We start from the raw sequence: 18,334 nt of genomic DNA, 5'->3' as shown, positions 1-18,334 counted from the left end.
GGGCCGCCGGCGCGGGCCGAAGGAGGGGCCACGATGACGGCTGATCACCGCGCGCCGCTGCCCGCCTCATCGGGTGCCGTCCAGCGCGGCGCCCAGCGCGAACGGCCGCCGCGCCCGCGTGCGCCGCGCGCCCGCCCCGCACCCCGCGCGCCGCGCCGGGTGCCGCGCGGCGGCCCGCGCGCGCCCCGGTTCATCACGCGCCTGCGCCGGGCGTGGGACCGGCCGCTCACGGCCTACTACGTGATCATGGGCACCGGCCTGCTCATCACCCTGCTCGGCCTCGTCATGGTCTTCTCCGCCTCCCAGATCCAGGCGCTGCGCCACGACCTGCCCGCCGCGTTCTACTTCCGCAAGCAGATGCTCGCCGCCGTGCTGGGCACCGTGCTGCTGCTGGTCGCCTCGCGCGTGTCCGTCCGGCTGCTGCGCGCCCTGACCTACCCGTTCCTCGCCTGCACCGTGGTCCTGCTGGTCCTGGTCCAGGTCCCCGGCATCGGGGTCCAGGTCAACGGCAGCACCAACTGGATCGCCGTCGGAGGATCGTTCCAGCTCCAGCCCAGCGAGTTCGCCAAGCTGGCGCTGGTGCTGTGGGGCGCCGACCTGCTGGCCAGGAAGGGCGACAAGCGGCTGCTGACCCAGTGGCGGCACCTGCTGATCCCGCTGATCCCCGGCGCGCTGCTGGTGTGCGGGCTGGTCATGGTGGGCGGCGACATGGGCACCGTGATGATCCTGATGGCGATCCTGTTCGGCCTGCTCTGGCTGGTCGGCGCCCCCACCCGGCTGTTCGTCGGCGCGCTGGGCGTCGCCGCCGCGCTGGGCGCGCTGTTCATCGCCACCGCGCCGCACCGGATGGACCGGCTGACCTGCGTGGGCGCCACCGAGCTGGGCGAGGAGGGCGGCTGCTGGCAGGCGGTGCACGGGATCTACGCCCTCGCCTCGGGCGGCTGGTTCGGCTCGGGACTCGGGGCAAGTGTGGAAAAATGGGGTGAACTCCCGGAGCCCCACACCGACTTCATCTTCGCCATCACCGGCGAGGAGCTGGGCCTGGCGGGGACGCTGTCGGTCCTCGGTCTCTTCGCGGCTCTAGGCTATGCGGGTATCCGCGTGGCCGGACGCACGGAGGATGCCTTCGTCAGGTATGCCGCGGGAGGGGTGACGGCCTGGCTCATGGTCCAGACCGTGATCAACATCGGTGCGGTGCTGGGCCTGCTGCCCATCGCCGGAGTGCCCCTGCCGCTGTTCTCCTACGGGGGATCTGCCCTGCTGCCCACCATGTTCGCCGTCGGACTGCTGATCGCCTTCGCGCGCAGCGACCCGGCGGCCAGGGCGGCGATGGCGACGCGGAGACCAGGGCTCAAGTGGAAGACGATGAGACGGCGCGGGAAGACGGGGCCGTCCGGAGAGCGGTGAAATTCGGTGCATGTTGTCCTCGCCGGCGGGGGGACCGCCGGCCACATCGAGCCCGCGCTCGCCCTCGCGGACGCCTTGCGCAGGCAGGATCCGACCGTGGGCATCACAGCCCTCGGCACGGAACGTGGCCTGGAGACCCGCCTGGTGCCCGAACGCGGTTACGAGCTCGGGCTGATCCCCGCGGTGCCGCTGCCGCGCAAGCCGACCCCGGAGCTGATGACGGTGCCCGGCCGGCTGCGCGGCACGATCAAGGCGGCCGAGGAGATCATCGAGCGCACCAAGGCCGACTGCGTGGTCGGCTTCGGCGGCTATGTGGCGCTGCCCGGCTATCTGGCCGCCAAGCGCCAGCGGGTGCCGATCGTGGTGCACGAGGCCAACGCCCGCCCCGGGCTCGCCAATCGGATCGGGGCCCGTTACACGAAGTTCGTCGCCGTCTCCACGCCGGAGAGCAAGCTGCGGCACGCCCGTTATCTGGGCATCCCGCTGCGCCGCTCGATCGCGACCCTGGACCGCGCGGCCGTCCGGCACGAGGCCCGCGCCTTCTTCGGGCTGGACGCCAACCTGCCGACGCTGCTCGTCTCCGGCGGCTCGCAGGGGGCCCGGCGGCTGAACGAGGTCATCGCCGCCGCGGTGCCCTATCTCCAGCGTTCCGGGATCCAGGTGCTGCACGCGGTCGGGCCGAAGAACGAGCTGCCCGTGGTCGACACCATGCCCGGTATGCCGCCTTATATCCCGCTATCGTATGTGGACCGCATGGACCTCGCGTATGCCGCGGCCGACATGATGCTCTGCCGCGCCGGCGCGATGACCGTCGCCGAACTGTCCGCCGTCGGGCTGCCGGCCGCCTACGTCCCGCTGCCCATCGGCAACGGCGAACAGCGGCTGAACGCCCAGCCGGTGGTCAAGGCCGGCGGCGGGCTGCTGATCGACGACGCCGAGCTGACGCCGGAGTGGGTCAGGGGAACCGTGCTGCCGGTGCTGACCGACCCCGGCCGGCTGCTGGCCATGTCCCGCGCCGCCGCCGAGTTCGGCCGCCGGGACGCCGACGAGCTGCTGGTCGGCATGGTGTACGAAGCGATCGCCGCGCGCCGGGCCTAGCGCGGCAAAGGGAGTTGACGAGAGCGTGGCCGGAGCGACGACCGCCGAGCGCGGCGGGGACCGCCGTCAGTCGGACTCCGGCCCGCGCCCGCCCGCCGGCCGGCCGCGCCGCTGGTTCCGCCGCCCGCGGCTGCTGATCGCGCTGCTCGTGCCGGCCGTGCTGCTCGGCGGCTTCGGCGCCTGGGCGGCGTACGGCTCGGACTGGCTGCGCATCGAAAGAGTCTCGGTGCACTGGAGCGGCGGGCCGCGGAATCTGACGGAGGAACAGATTCTGGAGGCCGCCGGCGTTTCCGTCGGCGAGCCGATGGCCTCCCTGGACAAGGGGGCGATCGCCGGGCGGCTGCTGGACGAGCTGCCCCGGCTCGCGTCGGTGGAAGTGGTCCGCGGCTGGCCGCACGGCGTCTCGCTGAAGGTGACCGAACGCAGCGCCGTGGTGCTCATGCCGAACGGCGACGGTTATACGGAGGTGGACGCCGGCGGGGTGCCGTTCGCCGAGACCGGGGAGGCGAGGCGGGGGGTACCGTTGCTCGAACTGGAACTGGAAGAGAGTGCGAGTCTGCGCCGATTCGGCGAGGACCGCATTCGCGAGGCGGCGGTCTCCGTGGTCACGTCCCTGCCCGGGGAGCTGCGCCGGGACACCCGGGTCGTGCGCGCCACCTCCTACGACTCCGTCACCCTGGAGTTGTCGGGGGACCGGGTGGTGCGCTGGGGGAGCGCGGAGGACTCGGCGGCGAAGGCCGAGGCGCTGACAGCGGTGATGAACGCGGCTGACGGCGCGCGGTACTTCGACGTCACCGTGCCCAGCGCCCCGGCGGCGTCCGGGGGTTGACGCGCCGGAACATCGGTGCGGGTCAGTACCCAGGTTGGCGGGGACGGAGCGCGATCACATAGGGTGAAAAGAAAAACAGGAGGTTCGGCGTGTTCGTTGAACGCGTACCACTTGTCGACTTAGTGTCCGTTCCGAGGAATCCAGGGAACGACAAGCACAGGTAACCCTAAACTTGAGCGATAGGGTTCGGGGCGGCTTATCCAACCGTCCCATCGGCATCAGTCGGCGCACTGCGGCACTCGCGGAGCGGCGACACGTAAATCGAGGCGAGAGGCCTTCGACGTGGCAGCACCGCAGAACTACCTCGCAGTCATCAAGGTCGTCGGTATCGGCGGCGGTGGCGTCAACGCCATCAACCGGATGATCGAGGTCGGTCTCAAGGGCGTCGAGTTCATCGCGATCAACACCGATGCGCAGGCGCTGCTGATGAGCGACGCCGACGTCAAGCTCGATGTCGGCCGTGAGCTCACCCGAGGGCTGGGCGCGGGCGCCAACCCCGAGGTGGGTCGCAAGGCTGCCGAAGACCACCGCGAGGAGATCGAGGAGGTCCTCAAGGGGGCCGACATGGTCTTCGTCACCGCGGGCGAGGGCGGCGGCACCGGCACCGGCGGCGCACCGGTCGTGGCGAACATCGCACGCTCCCTGGGCGCGTTGACCATCGGCGTGGTCACCCGTCCGTTCACCTTCGAGGGCCGCCGCCGGGCCAACCAGGCGGAGGACGGCATCGCCCAGCTCCGCGACGAGGTCGACACCCTCATCGTCATTCCCAACGACCGGCTGCTGTCCATCTCGGACCGCCAGGTCAGCGTGCTGGACGCGTTCAAGTCGGCCGACCAGGTGCTGCTGTCCGGTGTCCAGGGCATCACCGACCTCATCACCACCCCGGGCCTCATCAACCTCGACTTCGCCGACGTCAAGTCCGTGATGTCGGAGGCAGGTTCGGCCCTGATGGGCATCGGCTCCGCGCGCGGCGACGACCGCGCGGTGGCCGCCGCCGAGATGGCCATCTCCTCGCCGCTGCTGGAGGCGTCCATCGACGGCGCCCGCGGCGTTCTGCTGTCGATCTCCGGCGGCTCCGACCTCGGCCTCTTCGAGATCAACGAGGCCGCCCAGCTCGTCAGCGAGGCAGCCCACCCCGAGGCGAACATCATCTTCGGCGCCGTCATCGACGACGCCCTCGGCGACGAGGTACGGGTCACCGTGATCGCCGCCGGCTTCGACGGTGGCCAGCCGCCGTCCCGCAGCCGCGACAAGGCGCTCGGCGGGTACGGCGTGAAGGAGGAGACCTCCTCCCTCGCCCAGGACCGCGTGCCCGAGCCGGAGCCCGAGCGGCCGGCGTTCAGCGGCCTGGGCGCCCTGCCGTCCCGGGACACCGGCGCGCTGGCCGACCGCGACACGGCGGGCGTGCCCGAGCCGTCGGCCGACTCGGTCCGCGAGCCGGTCAAGGGCCCGCAGGTGCCCTCGGCCCGGCCGTACGACGGCGGCCAGGTCGAAGAGCTCGATGTGCCCGACTTCTTGAAGTGATAGAGCGGCAGACGACACGGAGCGGCGCCCGCTTCGCCTTCACCGACCGGTGGGGCGGAGTGAGCGCCGCTCCGTACGACACCCTCAACCTCGGCGGCGCCGTCGGGGACGACGCCGGGGCCGTGCTGGCCAATCGGGAGACGACCGCCAAGACGCTGGGCCTCGACCCGGCCGGGGTGCGCTGGATGAATCAGGTCCACGGCAACGAGGTCGTCGTGGCCGACGGCCCCTGGCCGGACGGCTCGCCGCCGGAGGCGGACGGCATTGTCACCGCGCGCCGGGGGCTCGCGCTCGCGGTCCTCACCGCCGACTGCACTCCGGTGCTGCTGGCCGACCCCGTCGCGGGAATCGCCGGCGCTGCGCACGCGGGACGGCCCGGGCTGCTGGCGGGAGTCGTGCCGGCGACCGTGGCGGCCATGCGTGAACTGGGCGCCGAGCCGCACCGGATCGTCGCCCGCACCGGGCCGACGGTCTGCGGGGATTGCTACGAGGTGCCGGAGCGGATGCGACAGGAGGCGGAGGCCACGGTGCCAGGCAGTGCGAGCACCACCCGGTGGGGCACCCCGGCCATCGACATCCCACGCGGGGTGCGGGAGCAACTGACCGGCGCGGGGATCACCGACATCGAGCTCTCCCCGGTCTGCACCCTCGAATCCGCCGACCACTTCTCCTACCGCCGTGAGCGGATCACCGGTCGGCTCGCCAGTTATGTCTGGATCGCCCCATGAGCGGCCGGATGCGCGAAGTCGAACTGGCCACCAATCTCGCCCGGGTGGAGGAGCGCATTGCCCGCGCTTGTGACGCGGCGGGGCGCAAGCGGACAGAAGTGACGCTGGTGGTGGTCACCAAGACATATCCGGCCGAGGACGTCCGGCTGCTCGCCGGTCTCGGGGTGCGCCATGTCGCCGAGAACCGCGACCAGGAGGCCGCGGCCAAGGCGGCGGCGTGCGCCGATCTCCCCCTGAACTGGCACTTCGTGGGGCAGTTGCAAACGAACAAGGTGCGTTCCGTGGTCGCGTACGCGGATTGTGTGCACTCCGTGGACCGGCCGAAGTTGGTCTCGGCGCTCTCCTCCGCGGTGGTGAGCGCCGGGCGCGCGCCCCTGAAGTGCCTCATTCAAGTCGCCCTGGAGAAGGAGTCCGGCCACGGCGGCGACCGGGGCGGCGTCGCGCCGGAAGGCGTACGGGAGTTGGCCGACGCGGTCACGGCCGCCGAGGGGCTGCGGCTGGCGGGGCTCATGACCGTCGCCCCGCTCACGGGGGCGTACGCCGGATCACCCGGTCTGGCGTTCGCGCGGTTGATGGAAATCTCAAGGAGCCTGCGCGGCGTGCATCCTGCTGCGAACATGGTCTCGGCAGGTATGAGTGCGGACTTGGAGGAGGCGATCGCGGCGGGAGCGACACACGTGCGCGTCGGAAGCGCGGTGCTCGGAGTCCGCCCTGCCCTCGGGTAACGTCGCCATTCGAGGGGCCACAGCCGAAAATATGGTCAATCCCGAATTCTTCGGGCAGGTTACGTGGATCCACGGCCCGGGCAGATCGGACCCGATCCACCACAGAGCGGAGGACGCAGTCGATGGCTGGCGCGATGCGCAAGATGGCGGTCTACCTCGGCCTCGTGGAGGACGACGGGTACGACCGGCCGGGGTATGGCCCCGATGACGAGTTCGAGCCGGAACCGGAGCCCGAGCGGGGGCGGCGCCAGCCGGCGCACGAGCCGCCGCCGCGGGAGCGGGCCGAGGAGCCGGTGCGGGTCGTGCACCCGCCGGCGCAGCGCGAGACGGAGCCAACACCCGCTCCAGTGCTGTCCGAAAGCAGACGGCCCGGGAGGATCGCTCCCGTGTCTTCCATCACATCCGACCGACAGAATCTGGAGAAGAGCGCACCGGTGATCATGCCCAAGGTCGTGTCAGAGCGGGAGCCGTACCGGATCACCACGCTCCACCCCAGGACGTACAACGAGGCCCGTACCATCGGCGAACATTTCCGCGAGGGCACCCCGGTGATCATGAATCTGACCGAGATGGACGACACGGATGCGAAGCGACTTGTCGACTTTGCGGCTGGTCTCGTCTTCGGTCTCCATGGCAGCATCGAGCGCGTGACGCAGAAGGTGTTCCTTCTGTCGCCTGCTAACGTCGATGTAACGGCGGAGGACAAGGCCCGGATCGCCGAGGGCGGGTTCTTCAACCAGAGCTGACGACAGGACACCGGACCACGGCGTCCCGGCCGAGAGCGGCCGGGGCATGAGACCAGGGGAGAGGGACAGGCAGGATGGACATCGCACTTCAGGTGATCCTGATTGCCTTGTACTGCTTCATCGGCCTGATGCTCTTCCGGCTGGTGATGGACTACGTGTTCATGTTCGCCCGCTCCTGGAGCCCCGGCAAGGCGATGGTCGTCGCGCTGGAAGCCACCTACACTGCCACCGATCCGCCACTGAAGGCGCTGCGGAAGGTGATCCCTCCGTTGCGGTTCGGGGGTGTGGCGCTTGATCTGTCCTTTTTCATACTGATGATCATCGTCTACATCCTGACCATCGTCGTGAGGGCCGGGCTGTGAACGGTTACGGTCTTGCCGATATGCCGACGAATTACGTTGAGGTGAAGAGATGCCGTTGACCCCCGAGGACGTGCGGAACAAGCAGTTCACGACCGTCCGTCTGCGAGAAGGCTACGACGAGGACGAGGTCGATGCCTTCCTCGACGAGGTCGAGGCAGAGCTGACCCGGTTGCTCAGGGAGAACGAGGACCTGCGGGCCAAGCTGGCCGCGGCCACCCGGGCCGCCGCGCAGAACCAGCAGAACATGCGCAAGCCCGACCCGCAGGAACGCCCGGGCGGCCCCATGTCGGCCATATCGGGACCGGGCCCCCAGCAGCAGCAGCATCAGCAGCAGCCGATGGGCGGTCCGCCGCAGCTTCCCGCCGGACCGGGGGGCCCGCAGGGCCACCCCGGCGGCCCCGGACCGATGGGCCACGGCGGCCCCGGCCCGATGGGCCCCGGTGGTCCCGGTGGCCCGCAGGGTCACCCCGGCGCCCCGGTGCCGATGGGCACGCACGGCGGCCAGGGCCTGGGCGGCCCCGGTCTCGGCGGCCCGGGTCTCGGCGGCCCCGGTCACGGTGGCCCCGGTCACGGTGGCCCCGGCCCGCAGCAGATGCCGCAGCCGGCCGGTGGCAACGAGAGCGCGGCGCGCGTGCTCTCGCTCGCCCAGCAGACCGCGGACCAGGCGATCGCGGAGGCCCGTTCCGAGGCCAACAAGATCGTGGGCGAGGCGCGCAGCCGCGCCGAGGGCTTGGAACGGGACGCCCGCGCCAAGGCCGACGCGCTGGAGCGGGACGCGCAGGAGAAGCACCGCGTGGCCATGGGCTCCCTGGAGTCCGCCCGCGCCACGCTGGAGCGCAAGGTCGAGGACCTGCGCGGCTTCGAGCGCGAGTACCGCACCCGCCTGAAGTCGTACCTGGAGAGCCAGCTCCGCCAGTTGGAGAGCCAGTCCGACGACTCGCTTGCCCCGCCGCGTTCGCCCGCCGCCGCGTCGCTGCCGCCGTCGCCCCAGCCCTCGCTGGCCTCGGCGGGCGCCCCGACCAGCCCGGGCGCGGCCATGGGCGGTCACCAGTCCCTCGGCGGCAACCAGCCCATGGGCGGGCACGGCACGCACGGTGGTCACGGCGGGCACGCCGCCCCCAGCGGGCCGCCCTCCTACGGCGGTCAGCAGCAGATGTCCCCGGCGATGACGCAGCCGATGGCGCCGGTGCGGCCCCAGGGTCCGCAGCCGATGCAGCAGGCGCCGTCCCCGATGCGGGGCTTCCTCATCGACGAGGACGACAACTGACGCGCCGCTGACCGAGCGCCGCCCGGCATATCAACGAGGCGCGGACACCAAGGGCTGGGGCCCGGACCGTCTGGTCCGGGCCCCAGCCCTTGGTCGTTCGCCCTCCGGCCGGTCTCAGACGCGGCGCAGGCGGAACGTGACGCCCAGCGCCTCGTCGCCGAACGTCTCGCCGAAGCCGTCCTCGCCCGGCCCCTCGGTGAAGTCCGTCGCCAGCACCTCGGAGGACAGCAGCGCCTGGTGCTCGGTCAGGGCGCGCGCCATCTCCTCGTCCGCCGTCTGCCAGCGCACGGCGATGCGGTCGGCCACGTCCAGGCCGCTGTTCTTGCGGGCCTCCTGGATCAGCCGGATCACATCGCGGGCGAGCCCGGCGCGGCGCAGCTCCGGGGTGATCTCCAGGTCGAGCGCGACCGTGGCGCCCGCGTCGGACGCCACCGACCAGCCCTCGCGCGGGGTCTCGGTGATGATGACCTCCTCGGGCGACAGCGCCACCCGCTCCCCGTCCACCTCGACCGCCGCCGTGCCCGCGCGCAGCGCCGCGGACAGCTCGGCGGCGTCGGCCTCCGTGATGGCCCGCGCGACGGCCGGGGTGCCCTTGCCGAAACGGCGGCCCAGCGCACGGAAGTTGGCCTTGGCGGAGGTGTCCACCAGGGAGCCGCCCATGTCGGAGAGCGCGGACAGCGAGGCCACGTTCAGCTCCTCGGCGATCTGCTCGCGCAGGTCGTCGCTCAGCAGCTCGAAGCCCTGCGCCGCGACCAGCGCGCGGGACAGCGGCTGGCGGGTCTTCACGCCGGACTCGGCGCGGGTGGCCCGGCCCAGCTCGACCAGGCGGCGGGCCAGCAGCATGTCCCGGGACAGGTCCGGGTCGATCAGCGCGAGGTCCGCCTCCGGCCAGGACGTCAGGTGCACCGAGTCCGGCGCCCCGGGCGTCACTGGCACGACCAGGTCCTGCCAGACGCGTTCGGTGAGGAACGGGACCAGCGGCGCCATCAGCCGGGTCACCGTCTCCAGCACCTCGTGCAGCGTGCGCAGCGCGGCCGGGTCGCCCTGCCAGAAGCGGCGGCGGGACCGGCGGACGTACCAGTTGGACAGGTCGTCCACGAAGGTGGAGATCAGCTTGCCCGTGCGCTGGGTGTCATAGCTCTCCATCGCCTTGGTGACCATGTCCACCAGAGCGTTGAGCTCGCTCAGCAGCCAGCGGTCCAGCAGCGGCCGGTCAGCCGGCGCCGGGTCGCTCTCGCCGGGGGCCCAGCCGCAGGTGCGGGCGTACAGGGCCTGGAAGGCGACGGTGTTCCAGTAGGTGAGGAGGGTCTTGCGCACGACCTCCTGGATGGTGCCGTGCCCGACGCGGCGGGCCGCCCAGGGCGAGCCGCCGGCGGCCATGAACCAGCGCACCGCGTCCGCCCCGTGCCGCTCCATCAGCGGGATCGGCTCCAGGATGTTGCCCAGGTGCTTGGACATCTTCCGGCCGTCCTCGGCGAGGATGTGGCCCAGGCAGACCACGGTCTCGTACGAGGAGCGGTCGAAGACCAGAGTGCCGACGGCCATCAGCGTGTAGAACCAGCCGCGGGTCTGGTCGATGGCCTCGCAGATGTACTGCGCGGGATAGCGCTTCTCGAACTCCTCGCGGTTGCGGTACGGGTAGCCCCACTGCGCGAACGGCATGGAGCCGGAGTCGTACCAGGCGTCGATCACCTCGGGTACCCGCCGGGCGGTCAGCTCGCAGCCCTCGGCGGTGCAGGTGAAGGTGACCTCGTCGATGAACGGCCGGTGCGGGTCCAGCCCCGACTGGTCCTCGCCGGTGAGCTCGGTCAGCTCGGCGAGCGAGCCGACACAGGTGAGGTGGTCCTCGGCGCAGCGCCAGATGGGCAGCGGGGTGCCCCAGTAGCGGTTGCGCGACAGGGCCCAGTCCACGTTGTTGTTCAGCCAGTCCCCGTAGCGGCCGTGCTTGACCGAGTCGGGGTACCAGGCCGTCTTCTCGTTCTCCCGCAGGAGGGCGTCCTTCACCCGCGTGGTGCGGATGTACCAGGCCGGCTGTGCGTAGTAGAGCAGCGGGGTGTGGCAGCGCCAGCAGTGCGGATAGCTGTGCTCGTACGGCAGATGCCGGAAGAGCAGGCCGCGCTCGCTGAGGTCGGCGACCAGTGCCTCGTCCGCCTTCTTGAAGAACTGGCCGCCGACCAGCGGCAGTTCCTCCTCGAAGGTGCCGTCCACGCGCACCGGCCGGACCACGGGCAGGCCGTACCGGCGGCAGGTCTGGAGGTCGTCCTCGCCGAAGGCCGGGGCCTGGTGCACGAGGCCGGAGCCGTCCTCGGTGGTGACGTACTCGGCGTTCACCACGAAGTGCGCCTCGGCGCCGCCGAAGTCGACCAGCTCGAACGGGCGCCGGTAGGCCCAGCGCTCCATCTCCGCGCCGGTGAACGTCTGTCCGGTCGCGGTCCAGCCCTCGCCCAGCGCCTTGTCCAGCAGCGCCTCGGCGACGACCAGCCGCTCGTTGCCGTCGGTGGCGACGGCGTAGGTGACGCCGGGGTGCGCGGCGACCGCGGTGTTGGACACCAGGGTCCAAGGGGTGGTCGTCCACACCAGCAGCGACGCCTCGCCGGCCAGCGGCCCGGAGAGCAGGGGGAAGCGGACGTAGACCGAGGGGTCGACGACCGTCTCGTAGCCCTGGGCCAGCTCGTGGTCGGACAGGCCGGTCTCGCAGCGGGGGCACCAGGGCGCCACGCGGTGGTCCTGGCCGAGCAGGCCCTTGTCGAAGATTTCCTTCAGCGACCACCACACGGACTCCACGTACTCGGGATCCATCGTGCGGTAGGCGGCGTCGAGGTCGACCCAGTACCCCATGCGGGTCGTCAGCTCGCTGAACGCGTCGGTGTGGCGGGTCACCGACTCGCGGCACCTGGCGTTGAACTCGGCGATGCCGTACGCCTCGATGTCCTGCTTGCCGGTGAAGCCCAGCTCCTTCTCCACGGCCAGCTCGACCGGCAGGCCGTGGCAGTCCCAGCCCGCCTTGCGGCTGACGTGGAAGCCGCGCATCGTGCGGAAGCGCGGGAACACGTCCTTGAACACCCGGGCCTCGATGTGGTGGGCGCCGGGCATGCCGTTGGCGGTGGGCGGGCCCTCGTAGAACACCCACTCGGGGCGCCCCTCGGACTGCTCCAGGCTCCGGGCGAAGGTCTTGTTCTCCCGCCAGAGATCGAGCACCTCGTGTTCGAGGGCGGGCAGATCGACCTGGGCCGGTACGTGGCGGTACTGCGTCATCGGATCGTCCTCCGGCGGACACACATGGCGTTCTCCGTCGGAGGGACGAGAGCGCGTGCTCCCGCGGTACCACCCTCCTTGGCCGGGGCGGCGCCGGAAAACCGGCCGTGCCCCCGGCCCTCTCATTGGGCCGCGATGCCGGATCTACTCACTCGGAGAGCTTTCCGCCGGCGACTCCGGGGTGATTTTCACGTCGCGCTCGCCCCCGGGCTCACACCATCCCCGGATCGCTCGTGGCTGCCGGACGACGCTACTCGTCCCCATCAATGCCTTTCGCTGCCCCCAGTGTACGGGGCGCCGCCGGGGGGGCGACGACCGGTTATGCGGGGGCCGGGCGGGGCACAACGCAGGGAGAAAACGGCGTGCCCCCGTTGCCGCACCCCTCCAGTCGATTTATCGTTCCGGTCACGATTCGCCAGCTAGATCACACTATGTGAAGGGGCCGCCGCCATGGCAGGGAAGAAGACCGCCGCGGGGGCGGCGAAGAAGCCGGCCCGCGGGACGGCCCAGGAGCGGAAGACAGGAGTCAAGAAGGTGGCATCGAAGAAGAGCACCGCGGACGACCCGTCCGCCCCTGTTCCGCCCGCCCGCCTGTCGGCTCCGGCCGACCCCGGCGGGCTGGCCGTCCGCTCCGGCGAGGACCCGTGGACCGCGGCCGAGGCCGAGGAGGCCCGCACCGCGCTGGCCACCGAGGCCGACCGGCTGCGCGCGGAGATCACGGCCTCCGAGGAGGCGCTGACCGGGCTGATGCGCGACTCGGGGGACGGCGCGGGCGACGACCAGGCCGACACGGGCACCAAGAACGTGACGCGCGAGCACGAGATGGCGCTGGCCTCCAACGCGCGGGAGATGCTCTACCAGACCGAACGCGCCCTGCGGCTGCTGGAGGCGGGCACCTACGGGCTGTGCGAGAACTGCGGGAACCCCATCGGCAAGGCCCGGATGCAGGTCTTCCCGCGTGCCACCCTCTGTGTGGACTGCAAGCAGAAGCAGGAGCGACGTTTCTGACGGATTTCCGGTGATCGCACTGGCGTGGCGTACCCTCGTCCCGTGAGCGAGGCGGAGCGGACCATCGAGACACCGGACGAGCCGGATGGGGCGGACACGTCGGACGTGACGGATGGGACGGACGAGACGGCGGACGTGGCCGGGGACGACGGGGCCGAGGAGAACGAGGCCGGGGAGGGCCGCGGCAAGCGGCGGATCCTGGTGCTCGCCGGGGTCGCGGCGTTCGCCTATGTGCTCGACCTCGTCACCAAGATCATGGTCGTGGAGTGGCTGGAGCACGAGGAGCCGATCGAGGTCCTCGGCGAGTGGCTGCGTTTCGAGGCCGTGCGCAACGGGGGCGCCGCGTTCGGCATCGGCGAGGCGCTGACCGTCGTCTTCACCTGCATCGCCGCCGCCGTGATCGCCGTGATCGTCCGGCTGGCCCGGAAGCTGTACAGCACCCCCTGGGCCATCGCGCTCGGGCTGCTGCTCGGCGGCGCGCTGGGGAACCTGACCGACCGCGTCCTGCGCGCGCCCGGCGCGCTGGAGGGGCACGTGGTCGACTTCATCGCTCCGAAGTACTTCGCCGTGTTCAATCTGGCCGACTCGGCGATCGTCTGCGGCGGCATCCTGATCGTGCTGCTGTCCTTCCGGGGCCTGGACCCCGATGGCACGGTGCACCGCGACTGACCGTGACGGGCCGGGCGGGCATCGCCCGTCCGGCATACTTCAGAGGGTGAGCACCCTTCCCGAGACCCGCGCACTGCCCGTACCGGAGGGACTGGAGGGAGAGCGTGTCGACGCAGCCCTCGCCCGTATGCTCGGCTTCTCCCGGACCAAGGCGGCCGAGCTCGCCGCGGCCGGGAAGGTCCGGCTGGACGGCGCCGAGGTCGGCAAGTCCGAACGTGTGACGGGCGGTTCCTGGCTGGAGGTCGAGATGCCCGCACCGGCGGCGCCGGTGCGCGTCGTGGCCGAGCCGGTCGAGGGCATGGAGATCGTGTACGACGACGCGGACCTCGTCGTCGTCAACAAGCCCGTCGGCGTCGCCGCCCACCCCAGCCCCGGCTGGAGCGGCACCACCGTGATCGGCGGTCTGGCCGCCGCCGGGTACCGGATCGCCACCTCCGGGGCCGCAGAGCGGCAGGGCATCGTGCACCGGCTGGACGTCGGCACTTCCGGGCTGATGGTCGTCGCCAAGTCGGAGACCGCCTACGCGCGGCTGAAGCAGCAGTTCCGCGACCGGACCGTGGACAAGCGCTACCACGCGCTGGTGCAGGGGCACCCCGATCCGCTGAGCGGGACCATCGACGCCCCCATCGGACGCCATCCGCAGCACGACTACAAGTGGGCGGTGACCGCCGACGGCAAGCCGTCGGTGACGCACTACGACCTGATCGAGGCGTTCCGCGGGGCCAGCCTGCTGGACATCAAGCTGGAGACCGGCCGCACCCACCAGATCCGGGTGCACATGGCCGCGCACCGGCACCCCTGCGCGGGCGATCTGACCTATGGCGCCGACCCGACGCTGGCCCGCCGGCTCGGGCTGACCCGGCAGTGGCTGCACGCGGTGCGGCTGGGGTTCACGCATCCCGCGGACGGAAGCCGGGCCGAGTTCACCACGGAGTACCCAGAGGATCTGCGGCTCGCCCTGGAGGCCCTGCGCGCCGAGAGCTCCTGAGCGCCCGGCGCGGGCGGCGGGCGCGTCAGTTCACGGGCTCGCTGGGGGAGGGGCCGCCGGCCTGGCCGGGCAGCGGGCGTTCCGCCGGGGGGACGTCGTTCACCGCGGCGGGCGGTGCGGCGGCCGGGGAGGTGGCGATCCGGGGGAGCGCGTAGGGGTGGTTGTCCCGCAGCCACGCGATCAGCTCCTCGCGGACCGCGCAGCGCAGCGTCCAGGAGTTGTCCGCGTTCCGCGAGGACATCGCGGCGCGCACCTCGATGGTGCTCGGGGTGGTGTCGGTGACCACCAGGCTCCAGTGCCGCCCGTCCCAGTCCTGGCGGTCGAGCAGGAACTCCTGGAGCCGCTTGCGCAGTTCGCCGACGGGGGTGGTGTGGTCGAGGTGCAGGAAGACGGTGCCGGTGATCTCGTGCCCGCCGCGCGACCAGTTCTCGTAGGGCTTGCTGTTGAAGTACGACACGGGCATCGTCAGCCGCCGGTCGTCCCAGATCCGGACGGTGAGGAAGGCCAGCGATATCTCCTCGACGGTGCCCCACTCGCCGTCCACCACCACGGTGTCGCCTATCCGCACCGAGTCGCCAAAGGCCACCTGGAGCCCGGCGAACAGGTTGCTCAGCATGGACTGGGCGGCGACACCGGCGATGATGCCGATGACGCCGGCGGAGGCCAGCATCGAGGCGCCCAGCGCGCGCAGGTCGGGGAAGACCAGCAGCATGGTCACGGCCGTGGCGACGACCGCGAGCAGCGTGGTGATCACGCGCCGGATCATGACGAGCTGGGTGCGGAACTGCCGGACCCGGGCCTGGTCGGCGGTCCTGGCCTCGTAGTGGGCCAGATAGTTCTCCGCGACGGCGCCGGCCGCGCGTATCGTCAGCCAGGCCGCCGAGAAGATCGTGACCATGGCGAGCATGCTCTGGATGAGGTCGTCGCGGCGCAGCTCCAGATCGAACGCGCTGTAGGCGACCTGGACGGCGGCGGACGCCAGCAGCAACTGGAGCGGCATCTGGCAGCGGCGCAGCAGCGCCCACATCTTGGTGTCCGGGTGGCGGGTGTCCGCGGCGCACAGCGCGCGGTCGATCAGCCAGCCGATGACCAGGGTCAGCGCGATGGTGCCGCCGATGACCAGCAGCGGCCGCAACACGTCGTCCATGGGTGGTGTCAGCTCCTCGGTTGCCTGTCTCCGCCCGCCAGGCTAACTGGCAGGATGGGAGGCCCGAGAAGCACGCGTACCACCGGAAGGCCGTCAAGAACGTGAGCTGCATCATGCTCTTCCACTCCGCCTACGGGCCGCGGCCCGCCGTGCGGCAGGCCGTGGAGCGGCTTTCGGCCGCCGGGCACCGGGTCGTCGCGCCCGATCTCTACGGGGGCCGGACCACCGACACGGTCGAGGCGGGCATGGAGATCAAGGACGGGATCGGCCGGGACGAGCTGCTGCGCCGGGCGATCGCCGCGACCGCCCCGCACTCGGACGAGGGCGTGGTGTACGCGGGCTTCTCGCTGGGCGGCTCGCTGGCCCAGACCATCGCGCTGGGCGACAGCCGGGCCAAGGGACTGCTGCTCCTGCACGGCACCGCCGACATCGCCGAGGACGCGTCGGTGGACGGGCTGCCGGTGCAGTTGCACGTCGCCGACCCCGACCCGTTCGAGCCGCACGACTGGCTGAACGCGTGGTACCTGCGGATGCGGCGCGCGGGCGCGGAGGTCGAGGTGTACCGCTACCAGGGCGCCGGCCACCTCTACACCGACCCCGAGCTGCCGGACTACGACGCGGAGGCCGCCGAGGCCACCTGGGCGACCGCGCTGGGGTTCCTCGCCGAGCTGGACTGAACGCACCGGGCGGGCGGCCCCGGGGGGGGCCCCCCGCCCGGATGTGGCACGCCGCTGGTTACTCGGTCGCCCCCGAGTCGCCGGACTCGCCGTCGCCCTCCGCGGTGTCCTCCTCGGATCCGGCGTCGCCCGCCGCCTCGTCCTCGGCGGCGACGCTGTTCGCCTCGACCATCGCCGTGAGGTCCTCGGGCGTCTGCGGGGTCTCGACGACCTCGCCGTTGAACTTCAGGGTCGGGGTGCCCTCGACGTCGGGGTCGGCGTCGAACTTGTCCGACATCTGGAGCGCCCAGACGGCGAAGGTGTCGTTGGTGACGGCGTCCTCGAACTCCTGGTTCCCCTCCAGCTCGGGCACGGTCTGGGCTATCTCGATCAGCCGCTCGTCGTCGCCGAACTCGTCGGTGGACTCGGCCGGGTGGAACTCGGCCGAGTACAGCGCGTCGTGGAAGTCCAGGAACGCCTCGGGGCTGACGTTCAGCGCGGCGCCCAGGGCATTGAGCGCGTTCTTGGAGCCGGAGCCGGTGAGGTTCCCGTCGAGGAACGTGCCGAAGACGTACTCGACGGCGTAGTCGCCGTTCTCCATCCCCTCGCGGACCGTGGCGCCGGTGCCCTGCTCGAACGCGGCGCAGGCGGGGCAGCGGGCGTCCTCGAAGAGGGTGAGGGTGTTGGCCGCGTTCTCGTCGCCGATGCGGATGGTCAGGCCGTCCTCGCCCGACGTGTTGGCCGGGGGCTCGGTGGGGAGGTCGCCCTCGCCGTCGTCGACCTGGGCGCGGACGGCGCCCCAGTCGGTGTTGTCGTCCCCGTCGCCCATGCCGGCGACGAACACGCCGATGCCGGCGGCGACGGCGAGGACGGCGACGGCAGCGCCGCCGACGGTCAACTGGCGGCGAAGCTTCTCGCGCTTCGCCTGGCGCTCGCGCTCGGCGCGCATGCGCTCACGGGCGGCTCTCTTGGCCTCGGGGGAGTTGCGCTTGCTCATGGTGGATGTGTCTCCGGGATTCCGTGTCTCGGTCGTGTGCGGTGCGCAGGGTGGCCGTGCGGCGGCGCGCTCAGCGCGCGAACGCGAGCGTGCCTGCCGGGGACGGCGGCGGGGGCCCGCGGCGGAGAACGGAGTGCCCCGGCGGCGGGGGCGCGGGGGCGGTCTGGGCGCGGCGCGGGGCGCGCGGCGCCGGCGGGGCGGCCGTGGCGCGGGCGGTGCGGACGGCGACGGCCAGCAGCAGCGGGCGGAACGTGGTGGCCGCGGCCGCGCGCAGCAGCCGGCCCAGCGCCCGTTCGCCGCAGCGCAGCCAGGCCGCGGCGGCGAGGCCGACGGCCACGTGCGCGGCGAGCAGCGCCCAGGGGCCGGCGGCCGGGCCGGGGTGGCCGGCCGTGGCGAGCCGGGTCAGCGGGGCGCCGAAGTCGCCGCCGCCGCAGAGCAGATCGACGCCCATCAGCCGCAGCGGCCCGGTCACCGGGCCGCCGCCGGGGCCGTAACAGGCGTCCCGGCCGGTGGTGAAGACGGTGTCGGCCGCCAGTTGCAGCGGCACCAGCAGCGCGGCGATCGCGCCGAACCCGCGCTCGTGGTCGCCGGCCAGCGCCAAGGCCAGCCCGAAGACGGCCGCGGCGACGAGCACGACGGTCGTGGCGGGCAGCGGGGAGCCGGAGAGCAGCACATGGGCCCCGGCGGAGAGCGTGACGCAGAGCGCGGCGAACACCGCCGCGCGCGTCACACGTATCCCCGAAGTCGTCGTGCCCATTGAGAGCGAGTGTGCCACGGGTGCGGACACAGAGGTACGGGTGGTGATCGGACTGTTGCCCGCGGGCCGCGCCTCGAAGCCGCCGCGACCGGGATTCCCGCTCGTCGCGCTGACCTTGGGCGTTGCCGAGAATACGGCTCTGACCTGCGAAAACGTCAATGTTACGGGGTG

General features: G+C 71.9%; 17 protein-coding genes. 13 read left to right on the top strand and 4 right to left on the bottom strand.

From position 1 onward, the window contains the following. The first annotated feature begins 33 nt into the window (after positions 1–33). The 9 genes from ftsW to RM590_RS28605 all read left to right on the top strand — a co-directional run bounded on the left by ftsW (position 34) and on the right by RM590_RS28605 (position 8,686). Positions 34–1,407 (top strand): putative lipid II flippase FtsW, encoded by a 1,374-nt coding sequence (ftsW, locus tag RM590_RS28645; protein WP_311707641.1) that lies wholly within the window; start codon positions 34–36, stop codon positions 1,405–1,407. Between the two features lie 6 nt (positions 1,408–1,413). Continuing rightward, positions 1,414–2,505 carry an undecaprenyldiphospho-muramoylpentapeptide beta-N-acetylglucosaminyltransferase gene (murG, locus tag RM590_RS28640; RefSeq protein ID WP_311707640.1) on the top strand — a complete coding sequence of 364 codons (1,092 nt, stop codon included), beginning with the start codon at positions 1,414–1,416 and terminating at the stop codon, positions 2,503–2,505. A gap of 25 nt (positions 2,506–2,530) precedes the next feature. Next, positions 2,531–3,334, top strand: a complete 804-nt coding sequence (locus RM590_RS28635) for a cell division protein FtsQ/DivIB (protein WP_311707639.1) — start codon at positions 2,531–2,533, stop codon at positions 3,332–3,334. 282 nt (positions 3,335–3,616) lie between these two features. Continuing rightward, a complete protein-coding gene (gene ftsZ, locus RM590_RS28630; protein ID WP_311707638.1) occupies positions 3,617–4,858 on the top strand; it encodes a cell division protein FtsZ in 1,242 nt (413 codons plus the stop codon). Continuing rightward, positions 4,855–5,586, top strand: a complete 732-nt coding sequence (gene pgeF, locus RM590_RS28625) for a peptidoglycan editing factor PgeF (RefSeq protein WP_311707637.1) — start codon at positions 4,855–4,857, stop codon at positions 5,584–5,586. The genes ftsZ and pgeF overlap by 4 nt, the downstream gene beginning before the upstream one ends. Continuing rightward, entirely contained in the window at positions 5,583–6,311 is a 729-nt protein-coding gene (locus RM590_RS28620; protein ID WP_311707636.1) for a YggS family pyridoxal phosphate-dependent enzyme, read from the top strand. The genes pgeF and RM590_RS28620 overlap by 4 nt, the downstream gene beginning before the upstream one ends. 122 nt (positions 6,312–6,433) lie before the next feature. Beyond that, complete coding sequence (locus tag RM590_RS28615) at positions 6,434–7,057, top strand: cell division protein SepF (protein WP_311707635.1); 624 nt, start codon at positions 6,434–6,436, stop codon at positions 7,055–7,057. Between the two features lie 74 nt (positions 7,058–7,131). Then, positions 7,132–7,419 carry a YggT family protein gene (locus RM590_RS28610; protein WP_311707634.1) on the top strand — a complete coding sequence of 96 codons (288 nt, stop codon included), beginning with the start codon at positions 7,132–7,134 and terminating at the stop codon, positions 7,417–7,419. Positions 7,420–7,468: 49 nt separating this feature from the next. Further along, positions 7,469–8,686 (top strand): DivIVA domain-containing protein, encoded by a 1,218-nt coding sequence (locus RM590_RS28605; protein ID WP_311707633.1) that lies wholly within the window; start codon positions 7,469–7,471, stop codon positions 8,684–8,686. A 114-nt stretch (positions 8,687–8,800) separates the two neighbouring features. On the opposite strand, the gene ileS is transcribed toward RM590_RS28605, so the two are convergent. Next, positions 8,801–11,941 (bottom strand): isoleucine--tRNA ligase, encoded by a 3,141-nt coding sequence (gene ileS, locus RM590_RS28600; RefSeq protein WP_311707632.1) that lies wholly within the window; start codon positions 11,939–11,941, stop codon positions 8,801–8,803. Between the two features lie 450 nt (positions 11,942–12,391). Between ileS and RM590_RS28595 the strand changes: the two genes are divergently transcribed. Genes RM590_RS28595 through RM590_RS28585 form a run of 3 tightly spaced genes read left to right on the top strand, consistent with a single transcriptional unit; the run spans position 12,392 to position 14,606 of the window. After that, complete coding sequence (locus tag RM590_RS28595) at positions 12,392–12,949, top strand: TraR/DksA family transcriptional regulator (RefSeq protein WP_311707631.1); 558 nt, start codon at positions 12,392–12,394, stop codon at positions 12,947–12,949. A 42-nt stretch (positions 12,950–12,991) separates the two neighbouring features. After that, positions 12,992–13,618, top strand: a complete 627-nt coding sequence (gene lspA / locus RM590_RS28590) for a signal peptidase II (RefSeq protein ID WP_311707630.1) — start codon at positions 12,992–12,994, stop codon at positions 13,616–13,618. 46 nt (positions 13,619–13,664) lie between these two features. Beyond that, on the top strand, positions 13,665–14,606 hold the full coding sequence (locus tag RM590_RS28585) for an RluA family pseudouridine synthase (RefSeq protein ID WP_311707629.1): 942 nt from the start codon (positions 13,665–13,667) through the stop codon (positions 14,604–14,606). 25 nt (positions 14,607–14,631) lie between these two features. On the opposite strand, the gene RM590_RS28580 is transcribed toward RM590_RS28585, so the two are convergent. After that, entirely contained in the window at positions 14,632–15,753 is a 1,122-nt protein-coding gene (locus RM590_RS28580) for a mechanosensitive ion channel family protein (RefSeq protein WP_311707628.1), read from the bottom strand. A gap of 101 nt (positions 15,754–15,854) precedes the next feature. On the opposite strand from RM590_RS28580, the gene RM590_RS28575 reads away from it, so the two are divergent. Further along, positions 15,855–16,430, top strand: a complete 576-nt coding sequence (locus tag RM590_RS28575; protein ID WP_311707627.1) for a dienelactone hydrolase family protein — start codon at positions 15,855–15,857, stop codon at positions 16,428–16,430. Positions 16,431–16,488: 58 nt separating this feature from the next. On the opposite strand, the gene RM590_RS28570 is transcribed toward RM590_RS28575, so the two are convergent. Both RM590_RS28570 and RM590_RS28565 read right to left on the bottom strand, forming a co-directional pair. After that, positions 16,489–17,406, bottom strand: a complete 918-nt coding sequence (locus tag RM590_RS28570; protein WP_311707626.1) for a thioredoxin domain-containing protein — start codon at positions 17,404–17,406, stop codon at positions 16,489–16,491. Positions 17,407–17,476: 70 nt separating this feature from the next. Next, positions 17,477–18,163 carry a hypothetical protein gene (locus RM590_RS28565; protein WP_311707625.1) on the bottom strand — a complete coding sequence of 229 codons (687 nt, stop codon included), beginning with the start codon at positions 18,161–18,163 and terminating at the stop codon, positions 17,477–17,479. Positions 18,164–18,334 lie beyond the last annotated feature (171 nt).

The organism is Streptomyces litchfieldiae (genome assembly GCF_031845365.1).
GTDB classification, from domain to species: Bacteria; Actinomycetota; Actinomycetes; order Streptomycetales; family Streptomycetaceae; genus Streptomyces; species Streptomyces litchfieldiae.
Note: the sequence above shows the minus strand (reverse complement) of the source record. Positions and strands in the feature narration are given on the sequence as shown.

Excerpts from the sequence above, each read along its gene's own strand:
- ftsW (WP_311707641.1), top strand. The coding sequence starts at position 34 with ATGACGGCTGATCACCGCGCGCCGCTGCCCGCCTCATCGGGTGCCGTC.
- RM590_RS28595 (WP_311707631.1), top strand. The coding sequence starts at position 12,392 with ATGGCAGGGAAGAAGACCGCCGCGGGGGCGGCGAAGAAGCCGGCCCGC.
- RM590_RS28605 (WP_311707633.1), top strand. The coding sequence starts at position 7,469 with ATGCCGTTGACCCCCGAGGACGTGCGGAACAAGCAGTTCACGACCGTC.
- ileS (WP_311707632.1), bottom strand. The coding sequence starts at position 11,941 with ATGACGCAGTACCGCCACGTACCGGCCCAGGTCGATCTGCCCGCCCTC.
- RM590_RS28615 (WP_311707635.1), top strand. The coding sequence starts at position 6,434 with ATGGCTGGCGCGATGCGCAAGATGGCGGTCTACCTCGGCCTCGTGGAG.
- RM590_RS28565 (WP_311707625.1), bottom strand. The coding sequence starts at position 18,163 with ATGGGCACGACGACTTCGGGGATACGTGTGACGCGCGCGGCGGTGTTC.
- RM590_RS28610 (WP_311707634.1), top strand. The coding sequence starts at position 7,132 with ATGGACATCGCACTTCAGGTGATCCTGATTGCCTTGTACTGCTTCATC.
- RM590_RS28570 (WP_311707626.1), bottom strand. The coding sequence starts at position 17,406 with ATGAGCAAGCGCAACTCCCCCGAGGCCAAGAGAGCCGCCCGTGAGCGC.
- RM590_RS28580 (WP_311707628.1), bottom strand. The coding sequence starts at position 15,753 with ATGGACGACGTGTTGCGGCCGCTGCTGGTCATCGGCGGCACCATCGCG.
- RM590_RS28620 (WP_311707636.1), top strand. The coding sequence starts at position 5,583 with ATGAGCGGCCGGATGCGCGAAGTCGAACTGGCCACCAATCTCGCCCGG.